Origin of the sequence: Thermohalobaculum sediminis, assembly GCF_023487995.1 — a bacterium.
In the GTDB taxonomy this organism is placed as follows: Bacteria; Pseudomonadota; Alphaproteobacteria; order Rhodobacterales; family Rhodobacteraceae; genus Thermohalobaculum; species Thermohalobaculum sediminis.
Genome location: NZ_JAMFKN010000009.1, coordinates 146,760 through 171,737, shown reverse-complemented (window position 1 = coordinate 171,737; position 24,978 = coordinate 146,760). Strand labels below are relative to the sequence as shown.

At 71.3% G+C, this 24,978-nt stretch carries 16 protein-coding genes; 8 read left to right on the top strand and 8 right to left on the bottom strand.

All coding sequences use genetic code 11. The features are described from left to right. Window positions 1–428 precede the first annotated feature (428 nt). A complete protein-coding gene (locus M1105_RS17045) occupies window positions 429–1,097 on the bottom strand; it encodes a hypothetical protein (RefSeq protein WP_249581582.1) in 669 nt (222 codons plus the stop codon). A gap of 305 nt (window positions 1,098–1,402) precedes the next feature. Here M1105_RS17045 and M1105_RS17040 point away from each other — a divergent pair, with 305 nt between their 5' ends. Continuing rightward, on the top strand, window positions 1,403–2,848 hold the full coding sequence (locus tag M1105_RS17040) for a tetratricopeptide repeat protein (protein ID WP_249581581.1): 1,446 nt from the start codon (window positions 1,403–1,405) through the stop codon (window positions 2,846–2,848). A gap of 309 nt (window positions 2,849–3,157) precedes the next feature. On the opposite strand, the gene M1105_RS17035 is transcribed toward M1105_RS17040, so the two are convergent. The 3 genes from M1105_RS17035 to M1105_RS17025 are packed head-to-tail and all read right to left on the bottom strand — an operon-like array spanning window position 3,158 to window position 7,825. Beyond that, a complete protein-coding gene (locus M1105_RS17035) occupies window positions 3,158–3,577 on the bottom strand; it encodes an ion channel (RefSeq protein WP_249581580.1) in 420 nt (139 codons plus the stop codon). A 58-nt stretch (window positions 3,578–3,635) separates the two neighbouring features. Further along, window positions 3,636–6,725: an efflux RND transporter permease subunit gene (locus M1105_RS17030; protein WP_249581579.1), complete on the bottom strand. Its 3,090-nt coding sequence runs from the start codon at window positions 6,723–6,725 to the stop codon at window positions 3,636–3,638. Then, window positions 6,722–7,825, bottom strand: coding sequence for an efflux RND transporter periplasmic adaptor subunit (locus M1105_RS17025; RefSeq protein ID WP_249581578.1), 1,104 nt, complete (start codon window positions 7,823–7,825; stop codon window positions 6,722–6,724). Before M1105_RS17025 ends, M1105_RS17030 begins: the two co-directional genes overlap by 4 nt. Window positions 7,826–8,206: 381 nt before the next feature. Between M1105_RS17025 and M1105_RS17020 the strand changes: the two genes are divergently transcribed. Then, entirely contained in the window at window positions 8,207–8,599 is a 393-nt protein-coding gene (locus tag M1105_RS17020) for a GFA family protein (protein WP_249581577.1), read from the top strand. Window positions 8,600–8,682: 83 nt separating this feature from the next. Here the strand turns inward: M1105_RS17020 and M1105_RS17015 are convergent, their stop codons facing one another. Next, a complete protein-coding gene (locus M1105_RS17015) occupies window positions 8,683–9,693 on the bottom strand; it encodes a helix-turn-helix domain-containing protein (protein WP_249581576.1) in 1,011 nt (336 codons plus the stop codon). A 349-nt stretch (window positions 9,694–10,042) separates the two neighbouring features. On the opposite strand from M1105_RS17015, the gene M1105_RS17010 reads away from it, so the two are divergent. From M1105_RS17010 to M1105_RS16995, 4 genes are all read left to right on the top strand, one after another. Next, window positions 10,043–10,885, top strand: a complete 843-nt coding sequence (locus M1105_RS17010; protein WP_249581575.1) for a sterol desaturase family protein — start codon at window positions 10,043–10,045, stop codon at window positions 10,883–10,885. A gap of 308 nt (window positions 10,886–11,193) precedes the next feature. Next, window positions 11,194–12,687 (top strand): glucan biosynthesis protein, encoded by a 1,494-nt coding sequence (locus M1105_RS17005; protein WP_249581574.1) that lies wholly within the window; start codon window positions 11,194–11,196, stop codon window positions 12,685–12,687. A gap of 48 nt (window positions 12,688–12,735) precedes the next feature. Beyond that, window positions 12,736–13,503 carry an alpha/beta hydrolase gene (locus M1105_RS17000; protein ID WP_249581573.1) on the top strand — a complete coding sequence of 256 codons (768 nt, stop codon included), beginning with the start codon at window positions 12,736–12,738 and terminating at the stop codon, window positions 13,501–13,503. Beyond that, window positions 13,500–14,870, top strand: a complete 1,371-nt coding sequence (locus tag M1105_RS16995) for a glycoside hydrolase family 15 protein (RefSeq protein WP_249581572.1) — start codon at window positions 13,500–13,502, stop codon at window positions 14,868–14,870. The genes M1105_RS17000 and M1105_RS16995 overlap by 4 nt, the downstream gene beginning before the upstream one ends. Before the next feature lie 7 nt (window positions 14,871–14,877). Here M1105_RS16995 and M1105_RS16990 read toward each other — a convergent pair whose 3' ends face one another. The 3 genes from M1105_RS16990 to M1105_RS16980 are packed head-to-tail and all read right to left on the bottom strand — an operon-like array spanning window position 14,878 to window position 20,712. Continuing rightward, a complete protein-coding gene (locus tag M1105_RS16990) occupies window positions 14,878–16,170 on the bottom strand; it encodes a glucoamylase family protein (RefSeq protein ID WP_249581571.1) in 1,293 nt (430 codons plus the stop codon). Continuing rightward, complete coding sequence (bglX, locus tag M1105_RS16985; RefSeq protein ID WP_249581570.1) at window positions 16,158–18,425, bottom strand: beta-glucosidase BglX; 2,268 nt, start codon at window positions 18,423–18,425, stop codon at window positions 16,158–16,160. The genes M1105_RS16990 and bglX overlap by 13 nt, the downstream gene beginning before the upstream one ends. Window positions 18,426–18,480: 55 nt before the next feature. Beyond that, complete coding sequence (locus M1105_RS16980) at window positions 18,481–20,712, bottom strand: ATP-binding cassette domain-containing protein (RefSeq protein ID WP_249581569.1); 2,232 nt, start codon at window positions 20,710–20,712, stop codon at window positions 18,481–18,483. A 328-nt stretch (window positions 20,713–21,040) separates the two neighbouring features. Between M1105_RS16980 and M1105_RS16975 the strand changes: the two genes are divergently transcribed. Next, the gene (locus tag M1105_RS16975; RefSeq protein ID WP_249581568.1) at window positions 21,041–22,693 is read left to right on the top strand and encodes a glucan biosynthesis protein; all 1,653 of its coding nucleotides are present in this window, start codon (window positions 21,041–21,043) and stop codon (window positions 22,691–22,693) included. Further along, entirely contained in the window at window positions 22,690–24,879 is a 2,190-nt protein-coding gene (gene mdoH / locus M1105_RS16970) for a glucans biosynthesis glucosyltransferase MdoH (protein ID WP_249581567.1), read from the top strand. The genes M1105_RS16975 and mdoH overlap by 4 nt, the downstream gene beginning before the upstream one ends. Window positions 24,880–24,978: the final 99 nt, after the last annotated feature.

The following is a 24,978-nucleotide window of genomic DNA, read 5'->3' as shown; positions in this document are numbered from 1 at the left end:
GTCCTCTCCCTGCGCCTCCCGGAGGGGAGCGGCTTTCGCCGCGCCGGCGGCCCCCGACCCGGCTCCACCGCATGCTCGAATGGAACTTGTAGGGCACGGGGTCCGTCGAAGGAACCCGGATCGGGGCGGCGGGAGGCACCCCTGCCCTTCGAGGATGGGCACGCCCGACGGTCATTCCGGAGGCGGCCGCCTCGCGCCGGCGGACGAGCCCTAATGGCGTGTGCGCATCCAGCGAACATCGGCACCGTCCGCCCCGTGGCGCCCTGTGTCACGGATTGTCCCCCCGCCGCGGTGAGGCCGCGCCCCCAAGGGCAATGCCGGTCAGGTTCGGGTCGAGCCCTCACCGCGGCAGCCGGTCGCTCGCGGGATGAGAACGGCACCTCGCACCGGGCGCGCGCCTTTCGTGCCATCCCGCGCCACAGGGGCCGTCAGCCACCGTGAGCGTGCATCGCCGTGCGATGGTGGACGCAGCTTGCCTTTGGGTTGAACTGCGCGAAGACGCCGCTCGGGTTCTCGCGATAGAGCCAGACATGCATGTCGTAGTGCGGTTCGAACATGTGCGCCTCGTCCACCGACGTGGCGGGATCGTCGATCATGGTGTCGAAGGGCACGCCGTGAAAGGTTGGTGGCGCCGCGTTGCCGGCCGCCTCCCATGCCGCGATGAAGACGAGGTTCTCGACGGCCACGAGGTCGAGGCCGCCGTCGGCGCGCGGCTCGTAGATCAGGATCGACGGCTCGAGGAAATCGGTGTGGGTGCCGCTTCCACTGACGCGCGGGTTCGGCGGCGCCGAGATCCCGAGGAGGTCCGGGCGGAAGAAGTGGATCCCCATCACGCCCAGCTCGGCCGGCCGGCCCATCATGTCGGCGGTGTCGCACATGTCGCTCGGATCGCGGACATAGCCCTCGGCCAGCGCGACCTCGACGTCGCGGAAGCGTTCGGTCGCCGCGCGCACCTCGGCGAGGCTCGGCTCGCCCGCCAGCGGCGAGGACGATGCGTCGATCCGCGCGGCGGACGGATCGCTCAACGGGCTGGCGAGGGCCGACGACACCGCAAGCGTGGCGGCGGCGACAACAAAGACCTTGGTCTTGGCAGGCATGGCTGGTCTCCGGTTCTCGGGGTTTTCAGGGCCGGTGTGTCCGACGGTGTCGGCCCGGCTTGCGCATCGCTCTAGCGCAGCCGGCTTTCCGCGGCTCCCGCCGGATTTCGCCGAATCTTTCCCGTCCTTTCCGCCGCTTGCCGGAAGTCGGGGAAACCGCGCCACGCCGCCAGCCGCTTGACCCCCGCGCCGGCGGTGAGCGAGAGTTCGGACGGCCTCGCGGCAAGGCCTCACCTCGGGAAAGTCGCGACGATGAAGGATGACGGCAGCCGCCCGAACCAGCCCGCCCGCCGGCGGGCGACGCGATGAGCGACGGTCACAAGCGCGTTGCCGCCGCCGTGCGCGCTCACATCGCGCGCGAGCACATCTCGCGCGAGGAATTCGCCTTCCGCACGCGGCTGGGCAAGTCGACGATCGACAAGTTCATGACCGGGCTGTTTTCCGAGCGCACGCTGGCGATCGTCGAGGACCGGACCGGGCTCTCGCTGCGGCCGCTGATGGGCGATGCGGCCACGCCAGCGATGCATGAGGCAGACCCGCCGTCCAGGGCACTGGGCGCGGCGCCGACCCGACCGTCGATCGCCGTGCTGCCCTTCGCCAATCTCTCGGGCGATCCGGCACAGGACTTCTTCGCGGACGGCATCACCGAGGACATCGCCACCGCGCTGGCCCGGCTGCGCTGGCTCTTCGTGATCGCGCGCGGCTCGACCTTCGTGTTCCGCGGGCGCGGGGCCGACCTGCGCGAAGCGGCAGGCCAGCTAGGCGTGCGCTACGTGCTCGAGGGCTCGGTGCGCGCGGCCGACGGGCGCCTGCGCGTCACCGGGCACCTCGTCGATGCCGAGACCGGCAAGAGCATCTGGGCCGAGCGCTACGACCGCGAGCTGCGGGACATCTTCGCGCTTCAGGACGACATCACCGCCCGTGTCGTCGCGGCCGTCGAGCCCCACGTCTATTCCGAGGAGAGCATGCGCGCGACGCTGCTGCAGCCCGAGAGCATCGACGCCTGGGGCCTGGTGATGCGCGCCATCGACCTCGTCCACCGCGTCGAGCGCGCGCGCAACGAGGAGGCACGCGCCCTGCTGCATCGGGCCATCGCGCTGGAGCCCGGTTATGCGAGGGCTCACGCCTTGCTAGGCTGGGCAACGTCGTGGGCAGCCCATTGCGACTGGCTGCCGGACCGGGCAGCCGGGCGTCGCGAAGCCGACCGCCATGCTCGCGCGGCGCTCGCGCTCGACCCGGGCGACCCCTGGGCGCGCATGGTCGCGGGGTTCTCGCTCAGCACGGCGGGCCAGCACGACCGCGCCATCGCGGATCTTGCCGCGGCGCTCGCGATCAACCCGAGCTTCGCGCTGGGCCACAGCATGCATGGCTGGGCGCTGCTGCGTGCCGGGCGCTTCACGGATGCGCAGAAGGAAACCGCCGAGGCATTGCGCCTCAGTCCGCTCGACACCTTCTCGGGTCTCTACACATCGGTTCACGGGCTTGCGCTGCTGGCCGCGCGCCGCTTCGCCGAGGCGCTGCCGTATCTGCGCACCTCGGTCGCGGCGTTCCCCGATTATGGCGGCCACTACAACACCTTGATCAGCTGCTGCGGGCATCTCGGCCTGATGGAAGAGGCGCACGAATTCATGTCCGCACGCGGCCGGATCGAGCCGCCGCTGCGCCTTTCGACGATCCGCGAGAGCCTGCGCCACTTCGCCCACCGCGATGTCTTCGTCGATGGCCTCGCTAGGGCCGGCGTGCCGGAATGAGTCGCGGCAGCACGTCCTGCCGATCGGCTTCGGGCCGGGTCACTGAACCGCGCCGTCGACGGCACGACGCCGCTCGACGAGGACGGATTTGCCATCCTCCTGCTGTCATGCGACATCCTTTCGCCAGAATGGCTCGGCCCGGAGGTCCTCTGGATCAAGCCGCGGTTGCCACCGTCCGCGTCCGGCATCGGCCCGACGCCCGAGCCGTACCGCGAGGCGGGTTGGCGTCCGCCGCTCGGCTGCCTGCGACGACATCCGTAAGACCGACGATCGCGCAACGCGATCCTCGGACGCGGTGAGAGGAGTGCGTCAGCGCGCGTGGATCTCGTAGACCCTCTGCACCGCGAGGAACACCATCGCCGTGGTCCAGCCGATGATGATCGTGCCGTTGGCCGCGGCGAACGCCCCGAGCAGGCGCCAGTCCTCGCCGAGCACGATGTCGCCATAGCCGAGCGTCGTGAAGGTGACGGTCGAGAAATAGAGCGCCGCCTCGAGCGAGCCGAGTGCGCCGAGCGAGAGCAGAAGCATCGCCCAGACCCAGCACTGCACGCAGATCGACAGGAAGAACCACAGCACGACCGCAATGATGACGAGGCCCTTGCGGAGAAGGCCGCGTCTCGGCGGCAATTCGCGCTTGGGCATGGCTGCCGCTGCCAGCATGAAGCTCGCATGGATGATGACGCTGACCGCGATGGCGCCCGCGCCAATGGCAAGCTGGTGAAGGATCATCTGACCAAGACGCCTCGCTTCTCTCTCGCTCCGGTCGCGCCGGGCCCGCTCGCGACCGTCATGCCGGCCGCGCCTCGGCCCCCGGCACAGCATCCGCTCCCGCCCGCGCGCGGCCCCGGCCGAAGAGCACGAGGTAGAGCGCCGGCGCGACGAACAGCGTCAGGATCGTGCCGACGCCAAGGCCGTACATCATCACGATGGTCATCCCGCGCCAGAGCTCGCCGCCAAACAGGTGCAGCGGCAGGAGGCCGAGGATCGTGGTGAGCGTCGTCATGACGATGGGCCTGAGTCGCGCCGTGCAGGCGCTGACCACCGCGGGCTCGACCGCAAGCCCCGCCCGCCGCTCCTCGTCGATCCGCTCGATCAGCACGATGCCGTTGTTGATGATGATCCCCGCGAGCGAAAGGATGCCCAGCATCGCGTTGAAGTCGAGCACGCCCCGCATCAGGTTCATCCCCAGCGAGACGCCGATCAGGACAAGCGGGATCGTCGCCAGGATGATCGCAGGCCGCCGGAACGAGTTGAACTGCCAGATCAGGATCAGCACGATCCCCATCAGGCATTGGGGCAGGGTCGCGAACAGGGCGTCGTTCGCCTCGGCCTTCGCGCGCACCTCGCCGTCGGCCTCCCAGCGCACGCCGTCGCCCAGATCGAGGGCGTCGAGCGCCGGCGCGATCGCGTCGAGGAGTGCCGCCGCCGTCATGGCCGGATTGACCGCCGAGACAGTCAGAGCGCGCTCCTGCTGGTGGTGGCGAACGACCCAGGGCTGAAGCTCGCCCCCGAGATCGGCGATCTGCAGGAGCGGCACCGCGATGCCCGAGGCCGAGAGCACCGTGGAGTCGGCAAGATCATCGATGCTCGCGCGATCCTCGGGCCGGGCGCGCAGCACCACGGGGATCGAGAGGTCCCCCTCGCGGTAGTCGGTGACCTGCGTGCCGTCGAACTTCGTCTGGAGCATCCGCGCGACGGCCGACGGCGCCACGTCGGCGCGTCGCGCGCGGGCCTGGTCGATCAGGACGTTGAGCTGGAGGACCGGGTTCGCCCAGTCGCTCCGGATCTCGCGCGTTCCCCCGATCTCGGCGAAGGCGGTCTCGACCGCGCGCCCCGCCTGGAACAGCGTGTCGATGTCGTCGCCCTTGAGCCGGATCTGCACCGTGCCGGGCGGGTCGCTGCCAAGGAACAGCCGCTCGGTCCAGCCGCGCGCCTCGGGCAACTGGGCGGCCATCCACGCCTCGACCCGGGCGCGGACCGGGGCGACGTCGTCGGCCGAGGCGGTGTTCACCACGGCGAATGCGACATGGGGCGCGGGGTCGACGGGTGCGAGGGCGAGGAAGAAGCGCGGGCCGCCGGCGCCGACATAAACGACGCTGCCGGTGACCTCGGGGTTCGCCGCCCCGTCCGCGAGGAACAGCGCGAGCCGCTGCGCGACGCGCGCGGTCTCGGATTCGCTCGATCCCGCCGGAAGCTCGAGATTGAGGACGAACTGGGCCCGCTCCGACGGCGGCAGCAGGCCCGTCGGCACGCGGCCGAGCGCCCCGAGTGCCAGGGCAAAGACCGCGAGAGTGCCGGCGAGGAACACCCCCCGGCGCGCGAGCACGCGCCGCAGCGCGCCCGCATAGACCGTCTCGGCCCGGCCGGGCGCGGGTGGCTGTGCGGCGCCCTGCCCGGCCCCGCGGTCAAGGAATCGGACGCAGAGAACCGGCGTCACCGTCACCGACAGGAGCCAGCTCGCCAGCAGCGTCAGGATCAGCACCTGGCTCAGCGCCCGCAGGAATTCTCCGGTCGCGTCGCTCGCCAGCATCAGCGGCAGAAAGGCAAGGATGGTGGTCAGCGACGAGGTGAGCAGCGGGACGGCGAGCGTGCGGCTCGCCTCGAGCGCCGCGCCGCGCGCCGCGGTACCGCCGTCGATCCGCTTCTTGATGTCCTCGGCCATCACCACGCCGTTGTCGACCAGCAGGCCCAGCGCGATGATGATCGCCGCGATCGAGATGCGGTGCAGCGGCACGTCCCAGAGCACCATGCCCACCAGCGCCATGAAGATCGACAGCGGCACGATGGCGCCCACGATCGCCCCGGCGCGGATGCCGAGAAACAGGATCACGACGCCCAGCACCGTCGCGATGGTCTGGATCAGGTTCTCGGTCGCCTCGGCCACCGACTCGGCCACGATCGGCGGCTGGTGCGTCACCAGATCGAGCGAGAGGCCCAGCGGCAGGTCGGCTCGGATCCCGGCGAGCCGCGCCTGCAGCGCGGCGTCGAAGCTCTGGATCGCCGCCCCCTCGACCATCGAGACGCCGAGCGTGACCGCCGGGCGGCCGTCGAAGAAGACCGGCTTGCGGACCGGATCGACATAGCCCCTCACCAGCCGGGCAAGGTCGCGGACATAGAGGATCTCGCCCGAGGGCGTGGCCACGGGGACATCGCCGACGCGCTGCCAGTCCTCGAACACGCCGCTGGTCGCCAGCGCATAGCGAAAGCCCTGCTCGGTCTCGAGCGCCCCGGCTGACAGGATCAGGTTCTGGTCGGCGATGGCGTCCAGCATCCGCTCGACGGTGAGGCCCGACTGGTCGAGGCGCGCGCGGTCGAACTCGATCCAGATCCGCTCGTCCTGCACGCCGAAGATGTCGATCCGGCTAACCTGCGGCACGGCGGCAAGACGGTCGCGCACCCAGCGTGCCGTCGCGCGCAGCTCGGCCAGCGAGTAGTCCGCGCCGTGCAGGGCGAGCGTGGTGACGGCGACGCGGCCGTAGTCGTCATTGACATGCGGGCCGTCCGCACCCTCCGGCAGGCGCGGCGCGAGATCGGCCATCTTGTCGCGCAGCGTGCTCCAGACCGGTTGCACCTCGACGATCTCGGGCCGCAGCTCGACCTTCACCGTCGCAAGGCCGGTCTGGGCCGCGCTCTCGATCGTCTCGACCTCGGCGATCTGGCGGGCGGCCTCCTCGATCGGCTTGACCAGCAACTGCTCGACGCACCGCGCCGGCATGCCGGGGAACTGCGCCGTGACGACCGCTGTGCGGATGGTGATCTCGGGGTCTTCCTGGCTGGGATGCTGGAAATAGGCCGTCGTTCCACCGACGATCACGAGAACGATCAGCGTGAGCACCACCCGCCACTGATCGAGCGCGAACCGCGTCAGCCCCGTCATTCCGGCAGGCTCCAGAGCCGCGCGCGCTGCCCGTCATCGAGCAGCGCGACGCCGGCGGTGACGACGTGCTCACCGGGTTCCAGACCGTCGGTCACCAGGACCTCGTTCCCCGCGACCCCGTCGATGCGGATCGCCCGCAAGCCCACCCTCCCGGCGACCGGGTCGAAGACATAGACCGAAGCCGCGTCGCCGGCCGTCGGCGCCGAACTCGTCTGCGAGAATACCAGCGCCGAAAGCGGTACCACGAGGCCCTGCGCGCGGCGCGGCAGCTCGAACGTGACCGAGGCGGACAGCCCCGTCTTGGCGCCCGCCGGCGGGTTCTCGAGCCGCGCCTTCACGCGGAAGGCGTTGCCCGCCTCGACGTCGGAGGCGATCTCGCTCACCCGCGCCGGGATCTCGGCGCCGGGGAAGGCCGGCAGGCGAACGACCGCGCGCGTCTCGGGACCGATCGTGCCGATGAGCCGCTCGGGCGCCAGGACCTCGGCCTGAAGGTCGGCGGTGACCGCCACCTCGTAGACCGGCGCCCCGACGGCGATCTCCTCGAAGCGGTTCGCGAGCAGCTTGGTGACCACCCCGTCGCGCGGCGCCACCAGTGTGACGCGGTCGAGCCGCTCCCGCGCCCCCGACAGTTCGGTCTCGGCAAGGCGCAGCTCCGAGCGCGCCGTGGTGACCTCGGCGCTCGCCCTCTCGAAGGCGGCACGCGCGATCAGCCCGCGCTCGAACAGCGCATTCTGCCTGCGGAACTCGCCGTCGGCCGCCTCGAGCCGCCCCAGCGCGGCCGCCACGCGGGCCTCCGCCGCCGCGATCTCGCGCTCGACTTCGGAGGGATCGAGCCGGGCGACGACCTCGCCCGCGGTGATGCTCTCGCCCTCGCGGAACGGGACCTCGAGCAGCCGGCCGGCGACGGGAAAGCCGAGTCGCATGGTCTCGGCCGCGGTCAGCACGCCTGAGAACGTCCGGCGCTCGGCCTCGGCCATGTCGGTGACGATCGTGGTGCGGACCGACCAGATCGCAGGCTCGGCGGGCGCATCGTCAGGCTCGTCGCAGCCGGAGATGCCGAGGAGCAAGGCGACGGGCACGAACGCGGGAATCAGCCTCACCTTTCGGCCTCCGTTCTGATGCATGGGCACAACGTCACCGTCAATCGGGCCACGCGCATTTCGCGATTCGGGAACAACGAGATCAAGTGTCCGACCAAGACCACGACGCCGAACCTCGTGGGACTCCCGCGCGGGCCAAGGATGATCGCGGCACAACTCAGGATCGCCCGCGCGCGCCGAGCCGGAGATTCGGGACAGAGGCCACGGGCGGTGCCGGCAAGGCGCGGCCGCCGGCACGATCGGCCCGGCGGCGACTCCGGCCAGCCGAACGCGACCGCGGACTGCCCGGCGGCACCGCCGCCCCGTCTGCGGCTATCATTCGCCAGAGCGGCCGCGTTCGTCGTATGCCTTCCGAACGGGTGCTGGTGGAGGAGATGCGGCATGGAACGATTTACTGGCGGCTGCCTGTGCGGCAATGTCCGGATCGTGGCGTCCGGGCGCCCGTACCGGATCGGACTTTGCCACTGCCTCGATTGCCGCAAGCATCACGGGGCGCTCTTTCACGCATCGGCGGTGTTCCCGGCGGATTCGGTGACGGTCGAGGGCGAGACACGCGAGTTTGCCGGGCGCTTCTTCTGCCCGCGATGCGGATCGCCGGTGTTCGGGCGCAGCGTGGACGAGGTGGAAGTGAACCTCGGCTCGCTGGATGCCCCGGATCAACTGACGCCGACTTACGAGATCTGGACCGTGCGGCGCGAGTCATGGCTTCCGCCGTTTCCGGTCGCGAGACGATACGAGCGCGACCGGGATGCCACGGGCCTCTTCGAGGAGTAGGCGATCGAGCGCCCGCCCCCGAAGGCGTAGCGCCGAAATGCCCCCTCCGGCCGGACCATGGCCGTGCGATGCGCCGCAGCCGCTCAAGACGCCTGCCGGTTAATGGCGGGCAGGACGACCCCGGTCCGCGAGGCCCCGAGCGCCAGCGCGCGCAGCTCGCCGGGTGTCATTCCATAGGCGCGCCGAAACGTCCGGTTGAACGAACTCGTGCAGTGGAAGCCGAAGCGCTCGGCAATGGTCGAGATCCGCTCATGCGCCCGCGCCGGGTCGCACAACGCGGCGTGGACGAGCTGCAGCCGGCGCTGCTGGATGTGGTTCGCGACACCGCCCACGCCCTCGAACATGCGGTAGAGCGACGAACGCGATATCCCGGTCAGATCGCAGATCCGCCTGGGCGTCAGGCAGGCCGAGCCGACATGCTGGTCGATCACGCGGCCCACCTGCGCGCGCGCCACGCTCTCGAAATCGCACGGGGACATGAGCCTCGGCCCCTGCGTGCCCAGCAGCGAATGCGCGATCATCGACCGCGTCATCCCGGCGATCATCGGCAGCTCCGCCTCGGTCGCCAAGGGAAGCCGTGCCGGCAAGGCGAGCAGGTAATCGGCCAGAAGCCGCGCGGCGGTGCCAGCCACGGGGCCGGGCCCGATGGTCGCGAAGGTCTCCTCAAGGCCGGGGAAAAGGTCCCTGGGCACCTTGAGCGTGACCCATTCGGCCTCGGTCCAGATGTCCTCGTAACCTTCGGTGAGCGACTCGATGACGAGCTCGCCGGGACCCGCGCTGAACCGGCGGTCACCTGCCGCGCTGGAACCGACGCCCCGGCGCGTGACCCGCAGCACCAGCTCGTCGTGGCCGTCCCTCGATGCGTCGCCTTGCCGGCGGACGAGGCGCATCGCCGGCGTCCGCTTGTCACTCAGCTGCATCCGTCCAAGCTGCCAATGCTCGACGCGCGCCGAGAACCCTGGCCGACAGCCCGGATCGACGATCACCTCGTTGATCCCGAGCATCTGCTCGCGCCACGCCTCGTACCGTATCGGCGGGTCGAAATCGTCGGTCGTGACCACCCTCGACCGGACCGCCGACGACGCGATTGGCATCGATGCGGCCGGCTTCGCTCGCGCGACCATGCGGAAATTCCTTTGTCGCAGGACGTTAATATCTCGCGAAGGTTATGACGCAGAATCAACGGGAATCAAATTTCCGATGAACCATCGCCGTTGTCCAAAACGCCGCATCGTCCGGGAGTCGGCCTCCCCGGCGAGCGCACCCCGTCAGGCGGCCCGGTCGTGGAGGGGGCGCGCGCGACGAGGGCGTCGGCGTCGATACGGGAGGCCCTTGCGTCGGTTGACCCGGGTGGCCCCGCGCCGATAGACGATCTTGGCTTGATTGCGGACGGCTCCCGCCCCGTCCACAGGCCCGCTCACGCCGGAGAGACCGCGACTGCCCATGGCCCAGACGATCCTCGCCCACGAGCCTGCGCTGCGCCTCGCCGCCTTCCTGGGGGTTCTGGCGGGCATGATGCTGTGGGAGGTCGCCGCGCCCCGCCGCCGGCGCGAGATCCCGCGGGTGATCCGGTGGACCAACAATCTCGCGCTCGTCGTGCTCGACACGGCGATCCTGAGGCTGACCTTCCCGATCCTCGCGGTCGGCCTCGCGGTCATGGCCGAGCAACGGGGGTGGGGGCTCTTCAACAACATCGAGGCGCCAGCATGGGTCGCGATCATCGCCTCGATGCTGCTGCTCGATCTCGCGATCTATCTGCAGCACGTGATGTTCCACGCGGTGCCGGGGCTGTGGCGGCTGCACCGGATGCATCATGCCGACCTCGACTTCGACGCGACCACGGGGCTGCGCTTCCATCCGGTCGAGATCGTGATCTCGATGGGCATCAAGCTCGCCGTCGTCGCGGCGCTGGGGCCGCCAGCCGTCGCCGTGCTGCTGTTCGAGGTGGTGCTGAATGCGACGGCGCTGTTCAACCACTCGAACATCGATCTGCCGCGCCCGGTGGACCGCGTGCTGCGGCTGCTGGTGGTGACGCCCGACATGCACCGCGTGCACCACTCGTCCGACCCGCGCGAGACCAACTCGAACTACGGCTTCAACCTGCCCTGGTGGGACCGGCTGCTCGGCACCTACGTGGCCCAACCCGCGCGCGGTCACGAGGGGATGCAGATCGGGATCGAGCAGTTCCGCACCGCCCGCGACCTTTGGCTCGACCGGATGCTGGTCCAGCCCGTCCGCGGCCCCGCCAGCGGCCATGCCCTCGATCCGGGCGAGGATCGCCGATGAGCGCGCCCCGATAAGCCACTCGCGCCGGTGGTGCCCATCGCCGCGCCTCGCATGCCCCGGGGGCCCGAACGCGGCGCGCCGCGATCGAGCGCCCGCTCGTCATCGCGCGCACCGGGCCAGCCACGCCATGTGCAGGCCGTCGCCGCAGTCGCCCCTTGCCAACGCACGCGCGCTGAGGCTGGTTAGCGGACGACCCAAATCAGCGGATCTGGAGATATCGCGTGTCAACGGAGCTATCCCGTCGTCACTTTTCCGCAGGCGGCCTCGCTGGCCTCGCCGCCCTGATGGCTGGCCCGGTGCCGGGCGCATTGGCCCAGGCGAAGACGCTGCCTGTTCTGGGCCCGCCCACGGCCTTCTCCTTCCCCGACCTCGTCGCGCTCGCCCGGAGCGCGGCCGCCGAGCCCTACCGCCCGCCGGTGATCGCGGTGCCCGAGCAGATCGAGCAGATCGACTATGATGCGCACTGGCAGATCCGGTTCCGCGACGATGCCTCGCTGATGCATGTCGGCGCGTCGGCGCCGATCCAGTTGTTCCATCCCGGCCGCTATTTCCGCGAGCCCGTCCGCGTCCACCTGGTCGAGAACGGCACCGCCCGCGAGGTGCATTACCGGCGGGACTTTTTCTCGATGCCCGACGACAGCCCGGCGCGCGATCTGCCCGAGGATGTGGGCTTCGCGGGCTTCCGCGTGATGCGGCCGGGGCTCGCGCCCGACTGGGTGTCGTTCCTTGGCGCCTCGTACTTCAGGACCGACGGGCCGCTCGGCCAGTACGGCCTCTCGGCGCGCGGCCTCGCCATCGACACGGGGCTTGCCAAGCCCGAGGAGTTCCCCCGCTTCAGCCATTTCTGGATCGGCCCGCCGGTCGATCCGGCCGACACGCTGACCGCCTGGGCGTTGCTCGACGGCCCCTCGGTCTCGGGCGCCTACCAGTTCGGGCTCAGGCGCGGCGGCGCGGGCGAGCCGCACGTGACGACGATCTCGGCCCGGCTGTTCCTGCGCCGCGCGGTCGAGCGCCTCGGCATCGCGCCGCTCACCAGCATGTACTGGTTCTCCGAGCGCAGCCGGATCCTCGCCGACGAGTGGCGGCCCGAGATCCACGACAGCGACGGGCTCGCGCTGGCGACGGGCGCGGGCGAGCGGATCTGGCGCCCGCTGGGCAATCCCAGCGTCGTGCGGACCTCGAGCTTCTTCGACCAGAACCCGCGCGGCTTCGGCCTGATCCAGCGCGACCGCGCCTTCGAGAACTACCAGGACGACGGCGTGTTCTACAACCGCCGCCCCTCGGCCTGGATCGAGCCTGTCGGCGACTGGGGAAAGGGCGCGGTGCAGCTGATCGAGATCCCGACCGTGGACGAGACCTTCGACAACATCGTCGCCTACTGGTCGCCCGCCGAGCTTCCCCCGCCGGGCGAGATGCTGTCCTTCGACTACCGCATCGTCTGGGGCGAGCGCGACCCCGAGCCCACCGTCGCCCGCGTCTTCTCGACCCGCCAGGGCCAGGGCGGCGCGCCTGGGCAGGACATCCCCGAGGGGATCGACAAGATGGTGATCGACTTCCAGGGCGCGGCGCTCAAGGGCCTCACGGTCCAAAGCGGCGTCGAGCCCGTGATCGAGGCCGTGGGCGGTGAGATCCTGGGCCCGATCGGCTGCCGCCCGGTCGTGGGAACCGATCGCTGGCGGCTCAGCTTCGACTTCCGCGCCACGGGCACCGAGCCGGTCCAGCTTCGCGCGTATCTTAGGCGGGGCGACGCCGCGCTGACCGAAACCTGGGTCGCGCTCGCGACCACCGACCGGAAGGGATGATGCGGGGCCGGGCGTCGCGCCGTCCGGGCCGGCGCGGGGGCTGACGGCATGGGCGAGATGGCGCCGGTCCGCACGACGCTCCCGGCCCCTACGGCGGCCGGGCGGCTTCCGGTCGATGTCTACACACCGCGCGAGGCGCCCCGCGGCCTCGCGCTGATCGCGCATGGCCGGAGCGGCAGCCCAGATCAGCCGCACATGCAACCCGTGGTGCGCGCGTGCCTCGGCCGGGGGCTGAAGGTCGTCGCGCCGCATCTGCCGAACTCGCCGGCCGGCGAGGGTGCCGGGCGGCCGGACCGCTTCACCATGGCCGGGCAGATCGAGGCGCTGGGGCATGTATCGGATTGGGCGCGCGCCTCACTGTCGGCGGGGAGTGGCTGCGGCATGCTGCTGGTCGGCCACAGCATGGGCGCCCATGCCGCGCTGCGGTTGGCCGCCGAAGCCGCGCCGGGCGAGATCGCGGGGGTTCTGGCGATATCTCCCGTCGTCTCGGGCGCGGCCCTCATTGCTGCGCGTGCCCGCATGGGGGCAGAGGCGCTCGAGGCGCTGCGGGACGAGGTGCCGGGCGCCTTCGCGGAATGGCGGGGCCATGACCTGATCGCGCCGGCGCACCGCATCGCCGTCCCGGTGGCCCTGATGACCGGCGCCGAGGACGGCCTCACGCCGCCCTGCGACATGCAGACGCTGGCCGCGCGCCTGCCGCTCGTGGTCTCGCTCGAGATCCTGCCCGGCCAGCATCACTGCCCGACCGGCGCGGACTACGCGCGGCGGCTGGGCGCGGCGCTCGAGCGGGTCATCGCGGCGGGGCGGCGCCGATGACCGCGGCGGCCGAGGACGGGCTCGACCGCTGGCTCGAGGCGCAGGCGCGCGCCTCGCGCGAGGCCATGCGGCTGAGCGTGTCTCCAGAGAATTTCCGGCACGAGCGGGCCGAATTCGGCCAGCAGATCGTCGCGGCGCCCGGCTCGGTCGTCGCGTCGCGCCACCGCGCGAGGTGGGATCCGATGCCGGACTACGCCTGGCACTGGGTCCGCGATGCCGCCGTCGTCATGCGGCTCGCACCCATGCTGGCGGTGCGGGAACCATCTTCGTGGCAAGAGCGGATGCGCGACCATGCCGCCTTCAGCCTGCGGATCGCGACCCAGCCGGGCCCCGCCGCCAACCCGCTGAGGGCGACCACCCTGCCCCGGTTCCGGCGCTTCCTGCGCCCGGACGCCGAGCTTGCCGCGCTCGCCGGCCCGGTGCTGCTGGGCGAGCCGCGCGCCAATCTCGACGGCAGCGTCGATGCCGAGCGCTGGTCGCGCCCGCAGCATGACGGGCCGGCCCTGCGGGCGCTGTCGTTCATGGCGATGGGCGCGGCGCGCGGGGTCGCGGGGGACCGGCTGCTCGCGCTGGACCTCGCCTACACCGTCGCGCAGGCGGCCGCGCCCTGCGTCGGCCCGTGGGAGGAGGAGGGGGAAAACGGCCTCCATGCCTTCACCCTGATGGCACAGCGCGCGGCGCTTCGCGCGGCCTGCGATTCGGGTGTCCTGACCGAGGCCGCGACGCAGGCCCCGCTCGCGCGGATCGAGGCGGCGCTCGGGGGGCTGGCCGATCCGGCAAGCGGCGTCATCCGCGCGTCGAGCATCGCCGCGCCGGGAGCGAGCGACGCCGCGGTGATCCTCGGCGCGCTCATTGCGGGAGATTGGGGCGACGCCTTCGGCCCGGCGGACCCGCGCCTCCTCGCGACCGCGGCATGGCTGGTCGAGTGGTCCGCGCGCCGCTTTCCGGTCTGGAGCGCGGCGTTCCCCGTGATCGGTCGCGGGCCGGCGGATCGCTTTTTCGGCGGCAACCCGTGGATCCCGACAACGCTGGGCATGGCGGAGTTCCACTTCGCGCTCGCCGGGAGCGTTCTGACCGGCCAGGCGCTGCCGGCGGACGCGTCGAGGTCCCTTGGCGCGTTCCTCGGCGACGATGCGGCCGCGCGCTCGGGCGATCGCGGCGCCGCGGCGGCGCGGATCGTGATCGAGGGCGAGCGCTACCTCGCCGCGGTCCGCCACCATGCGCCTCCCGACGGCCGCCTGCCCGAGCAGATCGACGGAACAACGGGCGCGCCCGCCTCCTGCCCCGACCTGACCTGGAGCCACGCCGCGCTCATCTCGGCCGTCGAGAGCCGGCGCACGGTGCGCGCGAGGCTGGCGGGCGGCTGATCGGCCGTCAGGCGTTCGCGCGCGATGCCGCGTCTGTGCCGTCGAGGCGGGGGCTTCTGAACTCCAGCGCGCGCAGCGCCGCCCTTACCTCCGGCGCCGACATCAGGAGATCCCACAGGAGGCCGCTGCGGTGGTTCTCGACCATCACGACGATGGGGCCCTGGTCGATCGCCAGCGTCGCCGGCGCCACCCAGCCCGCGCCCGGCGCGAAGGCGTCGACCAGCCCGAAGCGCCCCCAGAGCGCCGCGCCCCGGTCCTCGACGAAGTGGCGCAGCGCCCGCATCGCACAGTCCGGCAGATACGGCATCGACGCGACCGCGGCGGTGGGCGAGATCACACCGAGATCCTCGGTCGGCGAGTGGGCGGCATAGCCCAGCGGGCTGTCGCTGGCCGTCAGGCCCCAGCACTCAGGGCCATAGCCGGGATAGCCATGCGGGTTCGCGACGCAGTGCGCGTGGTTGATGCGCGCATGCGCCCGGACCTGCTCGCCGTAATCGGCATAGCGGTCCGCGAGCCCGTTCGGGTCGAGTCCCAGGAACGAATAGTGCGAGAGGAACATCGGCCCCCCGCCGGCGGGGCCCAGCGGCAAGCGGATGCCGTGATAGCGCCGCCCGTTGAGGAACTGGTCACCCCGTGCCCAGCAGTCGTGATAGACGCTGGCCGGGACGGAATGGGTGGGCGAGGCGACCGCGAGGACATAGGTCACGAGGCACTCGTTCCAGCCCCGGATCGGCAGGCTTCGCGCGTCCCAGGGATGGCGGTCGCTGCGGTGCCACATCAGCTCGCGGCCGCCGTCGCGCAGATGGGCGGACCACTCGACGCCATGCCAGATCCGGTCGATCCCTGCGACCAGCCCGGGCTCGCCGGCAAAGGCCTGACGCGCCGCAAGAAGCCCCGCGATCAGGAACGACGTCTCGACGAGGTCGCCGCCATCGTCCCGCGGACTGAAGGGGATCGTCCGGCCGGTTTCGCCATTCATGAAATGCGGGAATACCCCGTGGTGACGCTCGGCCACCTCCAGGAAATCGACGATCCGGCCGATCCGGCCCGCGACTTGCGCCCGGTCCAGCCAGCCGCGCGCCGCCCCCGCCAGCATCGCCATGATGCCGAAGCCCGTGCCCCCGGTGGTCACGGTCGCATCGGTGTCGTAGCCGAAGCTGCCGCCGCTGCGCTCGCGTGCCATGCCGCTGACGGGGTGGGCGAAGGACCAGAAGTAGTCGAGCGCGGCGCGGCTGACGGCGTCGAGCAGGGCATCGTCCGACAGTCCTTTCGGTGGCAGGCCTGGGTTCAGGGGGTCCATGCGATCTCGACGCTCCGAAGGTCGCGCGCGTTCAGGCCGACATGGATCACGAAGGTGCCGGGGTCCCAGACGCGCTCGAGCGTGCCGATGGTCTCGCCCACGAGATAGGCGAGGTCCTCGCGGCCAAGGGTGAACGCGACCTCGCGCGCCTCGCCCGGGTCGAGCGTCACCCGCTCGAAGCCCTTCAGCTCGCGCGAGGGCCGGACGCAGCGTGCCACCGGGTCGGTGACATATAGCTGCACCACCGTGGCCCCCCGCTGCGCGCCGGTGTTGCGGACCGCCACCGTGACCGTCACGTACCTGTCCCCGCCCGTCGGCCTCGTGGGCGTGACGCGGGGCGCGTCCAGCTCGAAGTCGGTGTAGCCGAGTCCGAAGCCGAAGGGATAGAGCCCGCCAGCCGGTGGAACGTCGTCGGGAAGGTCGAGATAGCCCGTGCGGAACTTCTCGAACCGCCCGGTCCAGGGCCTGCCGGTCGTCTCGGCGCCGTGATGCAGCGGCACCTGCCCCGTTCGCGCCGGCAGCGAGACGGCGAGCCGCCCGCCAGGCTCGGCGCGGCCGGTCAGCACGTCGGCGAGGCCGCGGCCGCCCTCGGTTCCGCCGAACCAGCCCAGCACCAGCGCATCCGCAAGCCCGGCCTCGCGCGCCAGCACCAGCGGACGGCCCGCCAGCACCACGAGGACGACGGGCTTGCCCGCCCCGGCCAGCGCCTCGAGGAGCCGCCGCTGCGGCGCCGGGATGTCGAGCTCGGTGCGGCTTGCGCTCTCGCCGGAATGCTCTTTCGCCTCGCCCGCGACCAACACGACGACATCGCTGTCGGTGGCGAGGGCGAGGGCCTCGGCGGTCATCTCGCGCTCTTGACGCGGGTCGAGACGCACGATGGGCCCGAACACGTCCAGTCGGGCTGCGATCTCGGGATCATCGACCAGGTTCGCGCCGACCGCGTGGCGCACCTCGCCGTCATGCGTCTCGCGCAGCCCTTCGAGGATCGTCGCCGCCTCGGCCGGGTCGCCCGATACCGCCCATGTGCCCAGCATGTTGGCGCGGTCGTCCGCGAGCCGCCCGATCAGCGCCACCCGCGCGCCGGGCGCCAGCGGCAGCACCCCGCCTGCGTTCTTCAGCAGCACGCAGCAGGCGGCCGCGGCCCGGCGCGCCAGATCGCGGTGCGCCGGCGCGAGAGTGAGGCGTGCGGCGCGGGCCTCGTCGCAGTAGCGGAACGGATCGTCGAACAGCCCAACCCGCTCCTTCATCTCCAGCACCCGCCGACAGGAGCGGTCGATCGCCTCGACGACCTGTGCCGGGTCGATCTCGATTCCAACATCCGGGCGGACAAGGCCCTCGGCGGCGATCCGATCCAGACAGGCGAGGTAGTCCTCGCCCATCATGTCGATGTCGACCCCCGCAACCAGCGCGAGCGCCGCCACCGTCTCGCGGTCGCCGATGCCATGCGCCATCAGCTCGTGGATGCCGGTGTAGTCGGCGACGACCAACCCCTCGAAGCCGCAGGTCCCGCGCAGCCAGCCGTCGATCAGCTTGCGATGCGCGTGCATGGGTTGCCCGTTGACGGCATTGAAGGCCGCCATGACGCTCGCCGCCCCCGCCGCCACCCCGGCCCGGAAGGGCTCGGCATAAACGCCAATCAGCTCGGCGGGCGCGAGGCTCGCATTGTCGTAGTCGCGCCCGCCAGCCGCCGCGCCGTAGGCGACGAAATGCTTGAGGCAGGCGGCCACCGCGTCCGGCGCGCGGAGGTCCGCGCCCTGGAGGCCCCGGACCATCGCCTCGGCATAGCGGGCGGCAAGGAAGGGGTCCTCGCCGGGGCTCTCGGCGATCCGGCCCCAGCGGGCATCCCGGGCGATATCGACCATCGGCGCATAGACCTGCCGGATCCCCTCGGCCGCCGCTTCGGCCGCGGCGACACGCGCGGTCGCCTCGACCAGCGCCATGTCCCACGACGAGGCGAGCGCGATCGGCAACGGAAAGATGGTGCGATGGCCGTGGATCACGTCCTCGGCGAACAGCAGCGGAATGCCGTGCCGCGAGCCCGCGACCGCAAGCTCCTGCCACGCCCGGACCGAGCGCACCGACTTGGTGCCGAACAGCGCGCCAAGACGGCCCTCGGCCAGCCGCGCGCGGATGTCGCGGCTGCGCGGGCTGCCCGTCTCGGGCCCCTCGCCGGCACTGAGGAGATTGAGCTGCCCGATCTTCTCGGCCAGCGTCATCCGCGCCATCAGGTCGTCGATGCTGGTGCCCTGCGCCATCGGCTTTCTGCCCCGTCTCCCGCCGCTCCGCCGCCGGCGCGGGGGGCCGCGGCCGTCACTCCGCGGCGATCGCCTCGCGACCGGCCGGCAGCGAGTCTAGGGGAACGAGCTGCGCCTCGCCATCGGCGATCAGCAGCATCCTCGCGTAGAACGGCCGCCCCCCGGGGTCGCGCGGGATCTCGGCGTCGTGCATGACGCTGAGAACCACGGCCCGGGGGCAATGCTCGCGCAGCAGCAGGTGGAACTCGCGCACCGCGTCGGGGTCGAGTGCGGAGGTCGCCTCGTCCAGCAGCAGCACGTCGGGGCGATGGAGAAGGATGCGCGCGAGCACGAGACGCTGGCGCTGGCCGCCGCTCAGCACGCTCTGCCACGGCAGGCCGTCGTGCAGTGCCGCGTCCATGTGGCGGATGAACTTGCCGAGCCCCACCTCGGCCAGAGCCGCCGCGACCTCGCGCTCGGCATGCTCGTCCTCGAGGGCCGGGTAGCAGACCAACTCGCGCAGGCTCAGCCGCACCGGCAGGTCCGGGTCCTGCCCGGCGAAGAAGCAGCGCGCACCCTCGCCCAGCACGATCTCACCCTTGCCGTAGGGCCACAGGCCGGCGATCGCCTTCATCAGGCTGCTCTTGCCGCAGCCATTGCCGCCGCGCACATAGACCCACTGCCCCGGCCGGAACACGAGCCCCTTGGCCCGCAGGAACGGCGCGGCCTCGTGCCCGCGATGGCTGAGCTCGATCCTCGGGACCGACACGCCCAGCGCCGCGTCCTGGCTGTGGAACCGGAAGTCCGACACGCCCGTCCGCGCGTAGAAATCCGAGCGCTCCTGCACGTCCTCGATGGCGTTGGCGAGCTCGTTGAGGCGGCGTGCATTGGCCTTGAGCGTCGCCAGCGCCGGCATGACATGGATGAACCACGAGGTGTCGTTGATGAACTGGGCGACCAGCTCCGACGTCGCCGAATAGCGCCGGAAGCTCATGCCCCCCTCGAGGAAGGCCGGGAGGGCCGGCAGGTAGGCCACGAGGCGGTTCGCCATGAAATTGTAGGCGTCAGTGAACACCATGAAGTTGAACCGGGTGATGTTCACCCGGTGCCACACGCCATCGACGGCCGTGTAGAGCCGGCCATTGACGCGGGCCTGCACCTTCTGCCCGTGCGAGGCGGCAAGCTGCGGGGCGCGGGCCAGCATGGCGTTGTATTCGCCGCGCCACGATCCGCCCGCGCTCTGCTGCGCCAGCGTCTGGCGCTCGAGCACCCGGCCCATCCGCCAAGCGATCGCGAGCCCGACGGGCACATAGACCAGCACCAGCAGGAGCACGAGGAGCGCGCTGCCATACTCGCCCGGCGTGAGATCGACCGGGCCCATGCCAAGGTGGCGCCCCAGAAACGCCGAGGCCGCGGCCGCCCAGCGCTCGAGGAAGGCGACCTCGGTCGAGCGCTCGATCACCGCGACCGAGATGAAGTAGATCGAGGCGATCGCGCCCCAGACCCCCATTGCAAGCCCGACGAGGCCGGCGAACACGTTCATCGTGCATTCGTCGACCCGCTGGTCGATGTTGTCCGGCAGCCGCGCGCCGCGGCCGGTGTCGCGGTCGCTCATCAGGCTCGCGGCGACATGGTGGCGGGCGAGGATCGCGCCCGAGAACTGCGCCTGAGTCCATCCCCGCGCCTTGCGGTGCAGCGTGCTCGAGCACAGGTGCCGGATGCCGCTCGCCCCGATCCGCCCGAGATGGACGGCGGCGAAGACCGCGACCGCCGTGACGAGATACGAGACCGGCTCCATGCCGTCCTCGGGCCTGTGGAAGCGGACCAGCGCGTTCAGGAAATCGGCGCTCGAGGTCGCGGCCCAGACGCTGCTCTTGCTGATGAGGGTGGTGAGGCCGAACATGCCGATCGTCAACGCCCAGGCCTCGACCCACCGCTCCGAGACCCAATAGGCCCCGAGCAACCCCCAGAAGCCGCGCATGTGCGAGACGGGCGTGCGGCCGGCGCGGACCAGTGGGCGCCGCAGACGATCCGGCCCGATGGCGCGGTCGAGCCAGGCCGCAACAGCCGGGAAATCCATCGCCGCGATCGCGGCAAGGGCGGCCGCGGCGAGTTGAGCCGCGCGGACGCCGTGTTCGGAAAGGGCTTGGGCCACCTCGGGCGGCGCGTGGGCGAGGACGATGGGCAGGAAGCCGACCATCGCGGCCAGCGTGCAGATCCGGGCTGCGATCAGCGCCTCGCCCCCGGTCCCGCGCCATGGCGCGACCGCCCGAGACTCACCGAAAGCCTGTACCCTACCGCGAACCATCCCCCGCCCGGACACATCCACCCCAGGAACCCACGCGGCCAGAATGTGTTCAGAAATGAGGCGAGCTTGGGACGGGATTCATGGGTGGGGTTGCCGAGTGCGGCGAAACTCAAATATCTTTCTTTGCGTTGCGATTGCGCCACGCCCACTCTCCTTATTGTCGGGCGCGGGAATGCTCATTATTTAGCAGCCCGATTTTGTGCGGCCTGCGGCGGAAGTGCCGCGTCGGCAGAGTCATCCGGCCACGGCTCCGCTTCTCGACCGCATGACTGCGAGGGGCTGCGCGCGTTTCGGGGTGGGTGTTGCAGTGTCGCGCCTGAGGAGACAGATGTCCCGATCCCGTCCGACCCCGATGTCCACGACGCGGCCCGCGCCGCCATCCGGGACGATCAGCCGCCGCGGCTTCATCGCCGGAGCAGGCGCCGGCGTTCTCGGCGCCGTCGCCGCGGGTGCCGCGTCGGCCCAGCAGGCCGCCGGGGCGGCGGTGGTACCGGATGCACCCCTCGCCGAGACTCCGGCGGCAACCCCTCCCTTCGACTTCGCAGATCTCGTCGCACTGGCGCGGGACCGGGCGTCGAAGGACTACGCGGCCCCGGCGATGACCCTCCGCGCGCCCTTCGCGAATCTCGAATACGATCAGTACCGCGCCATCCGCTTCCGCGCGGATGCCCGTCCGCTGGCAGGCTCGGGCAGCGCGTTCGCCATCGACCTCCTGCCGCCCGGATCGGTCTACCGCCAGCGGGTGAGCATCTCGATCGTCCGGCAGGCCGCGGTCGAGGACCTCGCCTTCTCGTCCGACCTCTTCGACTTCGACGCGAGCCACTTCCCCTTCCCCGACGGGCGCGCGCCTTCCGGGGCCGGCGACGGGCTCGACTTCACCGGCTTCCGGCTGCGCAGCCCGATCAACAGCCCCGACGTGCTGGACGAATTCCTCGTCTTCCAGGGCGCAAGCTACTTTCGCGGCATCGCGCGCAACATGATCTTCGGGCTGTCGGCCCGCGGCCTCGCGATCGCGACCGCCGACCCGCGGGGCGAGGAGTTCCCGCATTTCCGCAATTTCTGGATCCACGAGCCGCGTCCCGACGCGCGCGACATCCTCGTCCATGCGCTGCTCGACAGTCCCTCGGTGACCGGCGCCTTCGAGTTCGAGATCAGGCCGGGCGAGACGACGGTGATGCAGACCCGCTGCCGGCTTTTCCCGCGGACCCAGATCGACCAGATCGGCATCGCGCCGCTTACCTCGATGTATTATTTCGGGCCCGAACAGCGCGCAGGGATCGACGATTTCCGCGACGCGGTGCATGACAGCGCGGGCCTGCAGATGATCACCGGCCAGGGGACGCGGCTGTGGCGTCCGCTCACGAACCCCGCAAGGGTCGAGATCTCGGCCTTCGTCGACGAGAATCCCAAGGGATTCGGCCTCACGCAGCGCCCGCTCGATTTCAGCCATTACCAGGACGCCGAAGCACGCTATGATCGGCGCCCGAGCGGATGGGTGGAGCCATTGGGCGAATGGGGGCCCGGCACAGTCATGCTCGTCGAGATCCCGGTCGAGAACGAATTCAACGACAACATCGTCGCCTTCTGGCGGCCGCGCGAGCCGTTGCAGCCATCCGAGGCGGGCCACGAGTTCGCCTACCGCCTGCACTGGTGCGCGACGCCACCCGACGCGGCCCCCCTCGCGCGGGTCAGGACCACGCGCAGCGGCATCTCGATGCACGACCGCACGAAGCGCGATTTCGTGATCGACTTCGCGTTGCCGTCCGAGAGCGTGGGGATGCCGCGCGGCCTCGTCACGGCCAGCGCCGGCGCAGTGTCGCCTGTCACGCTGACGCCGCTGCCGGGTGGCCAGATGCTGCGCGCGGCCTTCGTGTTCGAGCCGGGAAATGCAGAGGCGGCCGAACTGCAGCTCGCGCTCGAGAACGAGGCGGGCCAGCGGCAGTCCGAGACATGGCTCTACCGCTGGACGGTGACGCGATGAGCGAGCAATCGGACCCGCGCGGCATCGCCGCACGCCCCGCCGCGACCCCGGCGCCCGCCCGCCCCGCCGAGTTCCTGCACTCGCCGACCCCGCCCCCGGCGCCGCTGGAAATGCCCGAGCAGGAGCTTGCCCGCGCGCCGGTCGTCGCCTTTCCGCCCGCGTCGGTCGAAACGGCCTTCGCCCGGCTCGTCGCCTTCGGCGGCGCCGCGGGGCTGACGGCCTATGGCTTCGACCAGATGCTGCTCGTCTTCGGCAACGAGACGCGCACCTTCTTCCAGCTCGTGCTGCTGGGCCTGTTCACCATCACCTTCGGCTGGATCTCGCTCTCGGCCACGCAGACGATTGCCGGGCTCCTGTTCGCCCCTGGTCGGCGCGACGTGCCGCGCGAGGGTCCGCTGAAGGGCCGCACCGCCATCCTGATGCCGGTCTACAACGAGGACCCGTCGAGCACCTGCGGCGCGCTTGCGGCGATGGGCGAGGCGCTGGCCGAGGCGGGGCACGGCAACGCCTTCGAGATCTTCATCCTGTCCGACACGCGCGACCCCGGCACCTGGCTGATGGAGACCGCGGCCTTCAACGCGCTGAGGGCGCGCCTCGCGGGGCGGGTCGCCGTCTGGTACAGGCGGCGCTGGCGCAACACCGGCAAGAAGGCCGGGAACCTGCACGACTTCATCACCGGCTGGGGCGGGCGCTACGACTACATGCTCGTGCTCGATGCCGACAGCCTGATGGACGCGGCGACGATCGTCGAGATGGTCCGCCGGATGGACGCGGCGCCGGGGCTCGGCATCCTCCAGACCGTGCCCGCCCTTGCCGGGGGAACCACGCTGTTTGCCCGCCTGCAGCAGTTCGCGGGCCGCATCTACGGCCCCGTGATCGCGCGCGGCGTGGCGGCCTGGCAGGGGCTCGACGGCAACTACTGGGGTCACAACGCCCTAATCCGCGTGCCCGCCTTCGCCGCGAGCTGCGGGTTGCCGCAACTACCTGGCCGCAAGCCCTTCGGCGGCCACATCCTCAGCCATGATTTCGTCGAGGCGGCGCTGATCCGCCGCGCGGGCTGGGAGGTCCGCATGGACCCCGACCTCGGGGGGAGCTGGGAAGGCGCGCCGCCCTCGCTGCTGGACCTCGCGGTCCGCGACCGGCGCTGGGCGCAGGGCAACCTACAGCACGCCAAGGTGATCGGCGCGCACCGGCTGAGGCTGCCGAACCGGGTCCACATGGCGATCGGCATCGGCGCGTATCTCATGTCGCCCATCTGGCTTGCGATGCTGCTGGTCGGCATGGTGCTGACGGCGCAGACCATGCTGGTGCGGCCCGAGTATTTCGCGGACACCCTGCAGCTGTTCCCGGACTGGCCGGTGTTCGATGCCGAGCGGATGCGGCACCTGTTCCTGCTCGCGATGGGCCTGCTGCTCCTGCCGAAGATCGCGGGGCTCATGCGCGCGCTGAGCTGCCGCGCCGGCCGCCGGGGCGCCGGGGGTGCGGCGCGCCTTCTGGCCAGCACGGTCTTCGAGGTGCTGTTGAGCGCCCTTTACGCCCCGACGCTGATGCTGCTGCAGGCGCGTCACGTGACCGAGATCCTGCTCGGCCGCGATTCCGGCTGGGGCCGCCAGCAGCGCGAGGGCATGGAGCTTTCCTGGCGCGAGGCCTTCGCGCGCCACTGGTCGGGCGTCGTTGCCGGGCTGGTGCTCGGGGCGGCCTTCGCTTGGTTCGCGCCCAACCAGGTCATCTGGATCCTGCCCGTGCTCGCGGGGCTGGTGCTCGCCCCGGCGCTGTCGCGGTGGAGCAGCGCGCGCCATGCCGCGGACTGGGCGCTCGGGCACAAGCTCCTCGTGACGCCCGAGGAGGAGAGCCCGCCCGCGATCATGCGTGCCGCAGCCGCGGCGGCGGCCGAATTCGAACCCGTCTCGCAGATCCGCATCGAGACGCTCGCGCAGGACGCCGGGGCGCTTGCGCTGCACCTGCGCTCGATCGGATCGCCGCCCGAGTGGGACGAGAGCCAGACAATCGCCCGCGTCACCGCGCGCGCCAAGATCGAAGCCGCGGATCGGCCCGAACAGGCCGCCCGCTGGCTGACGTCGCAGGAGCACGAGATGCTCGTGGGCTCGGCCGATCTTCTTCGGCTCTGGGGCGCGCGCTGGCCGCAGGCGGCAACCGCGGCCCGTGACGTCGCCGCGGTGTCCTAGGCCGGGCCGCGGCCATCCTGCCCCATCTGTGCGATGGCCCGGCCGGGGGGCGGTGACGCGCCTCTCGGGACCCGATCTGCCGAATTTACAACATTACAA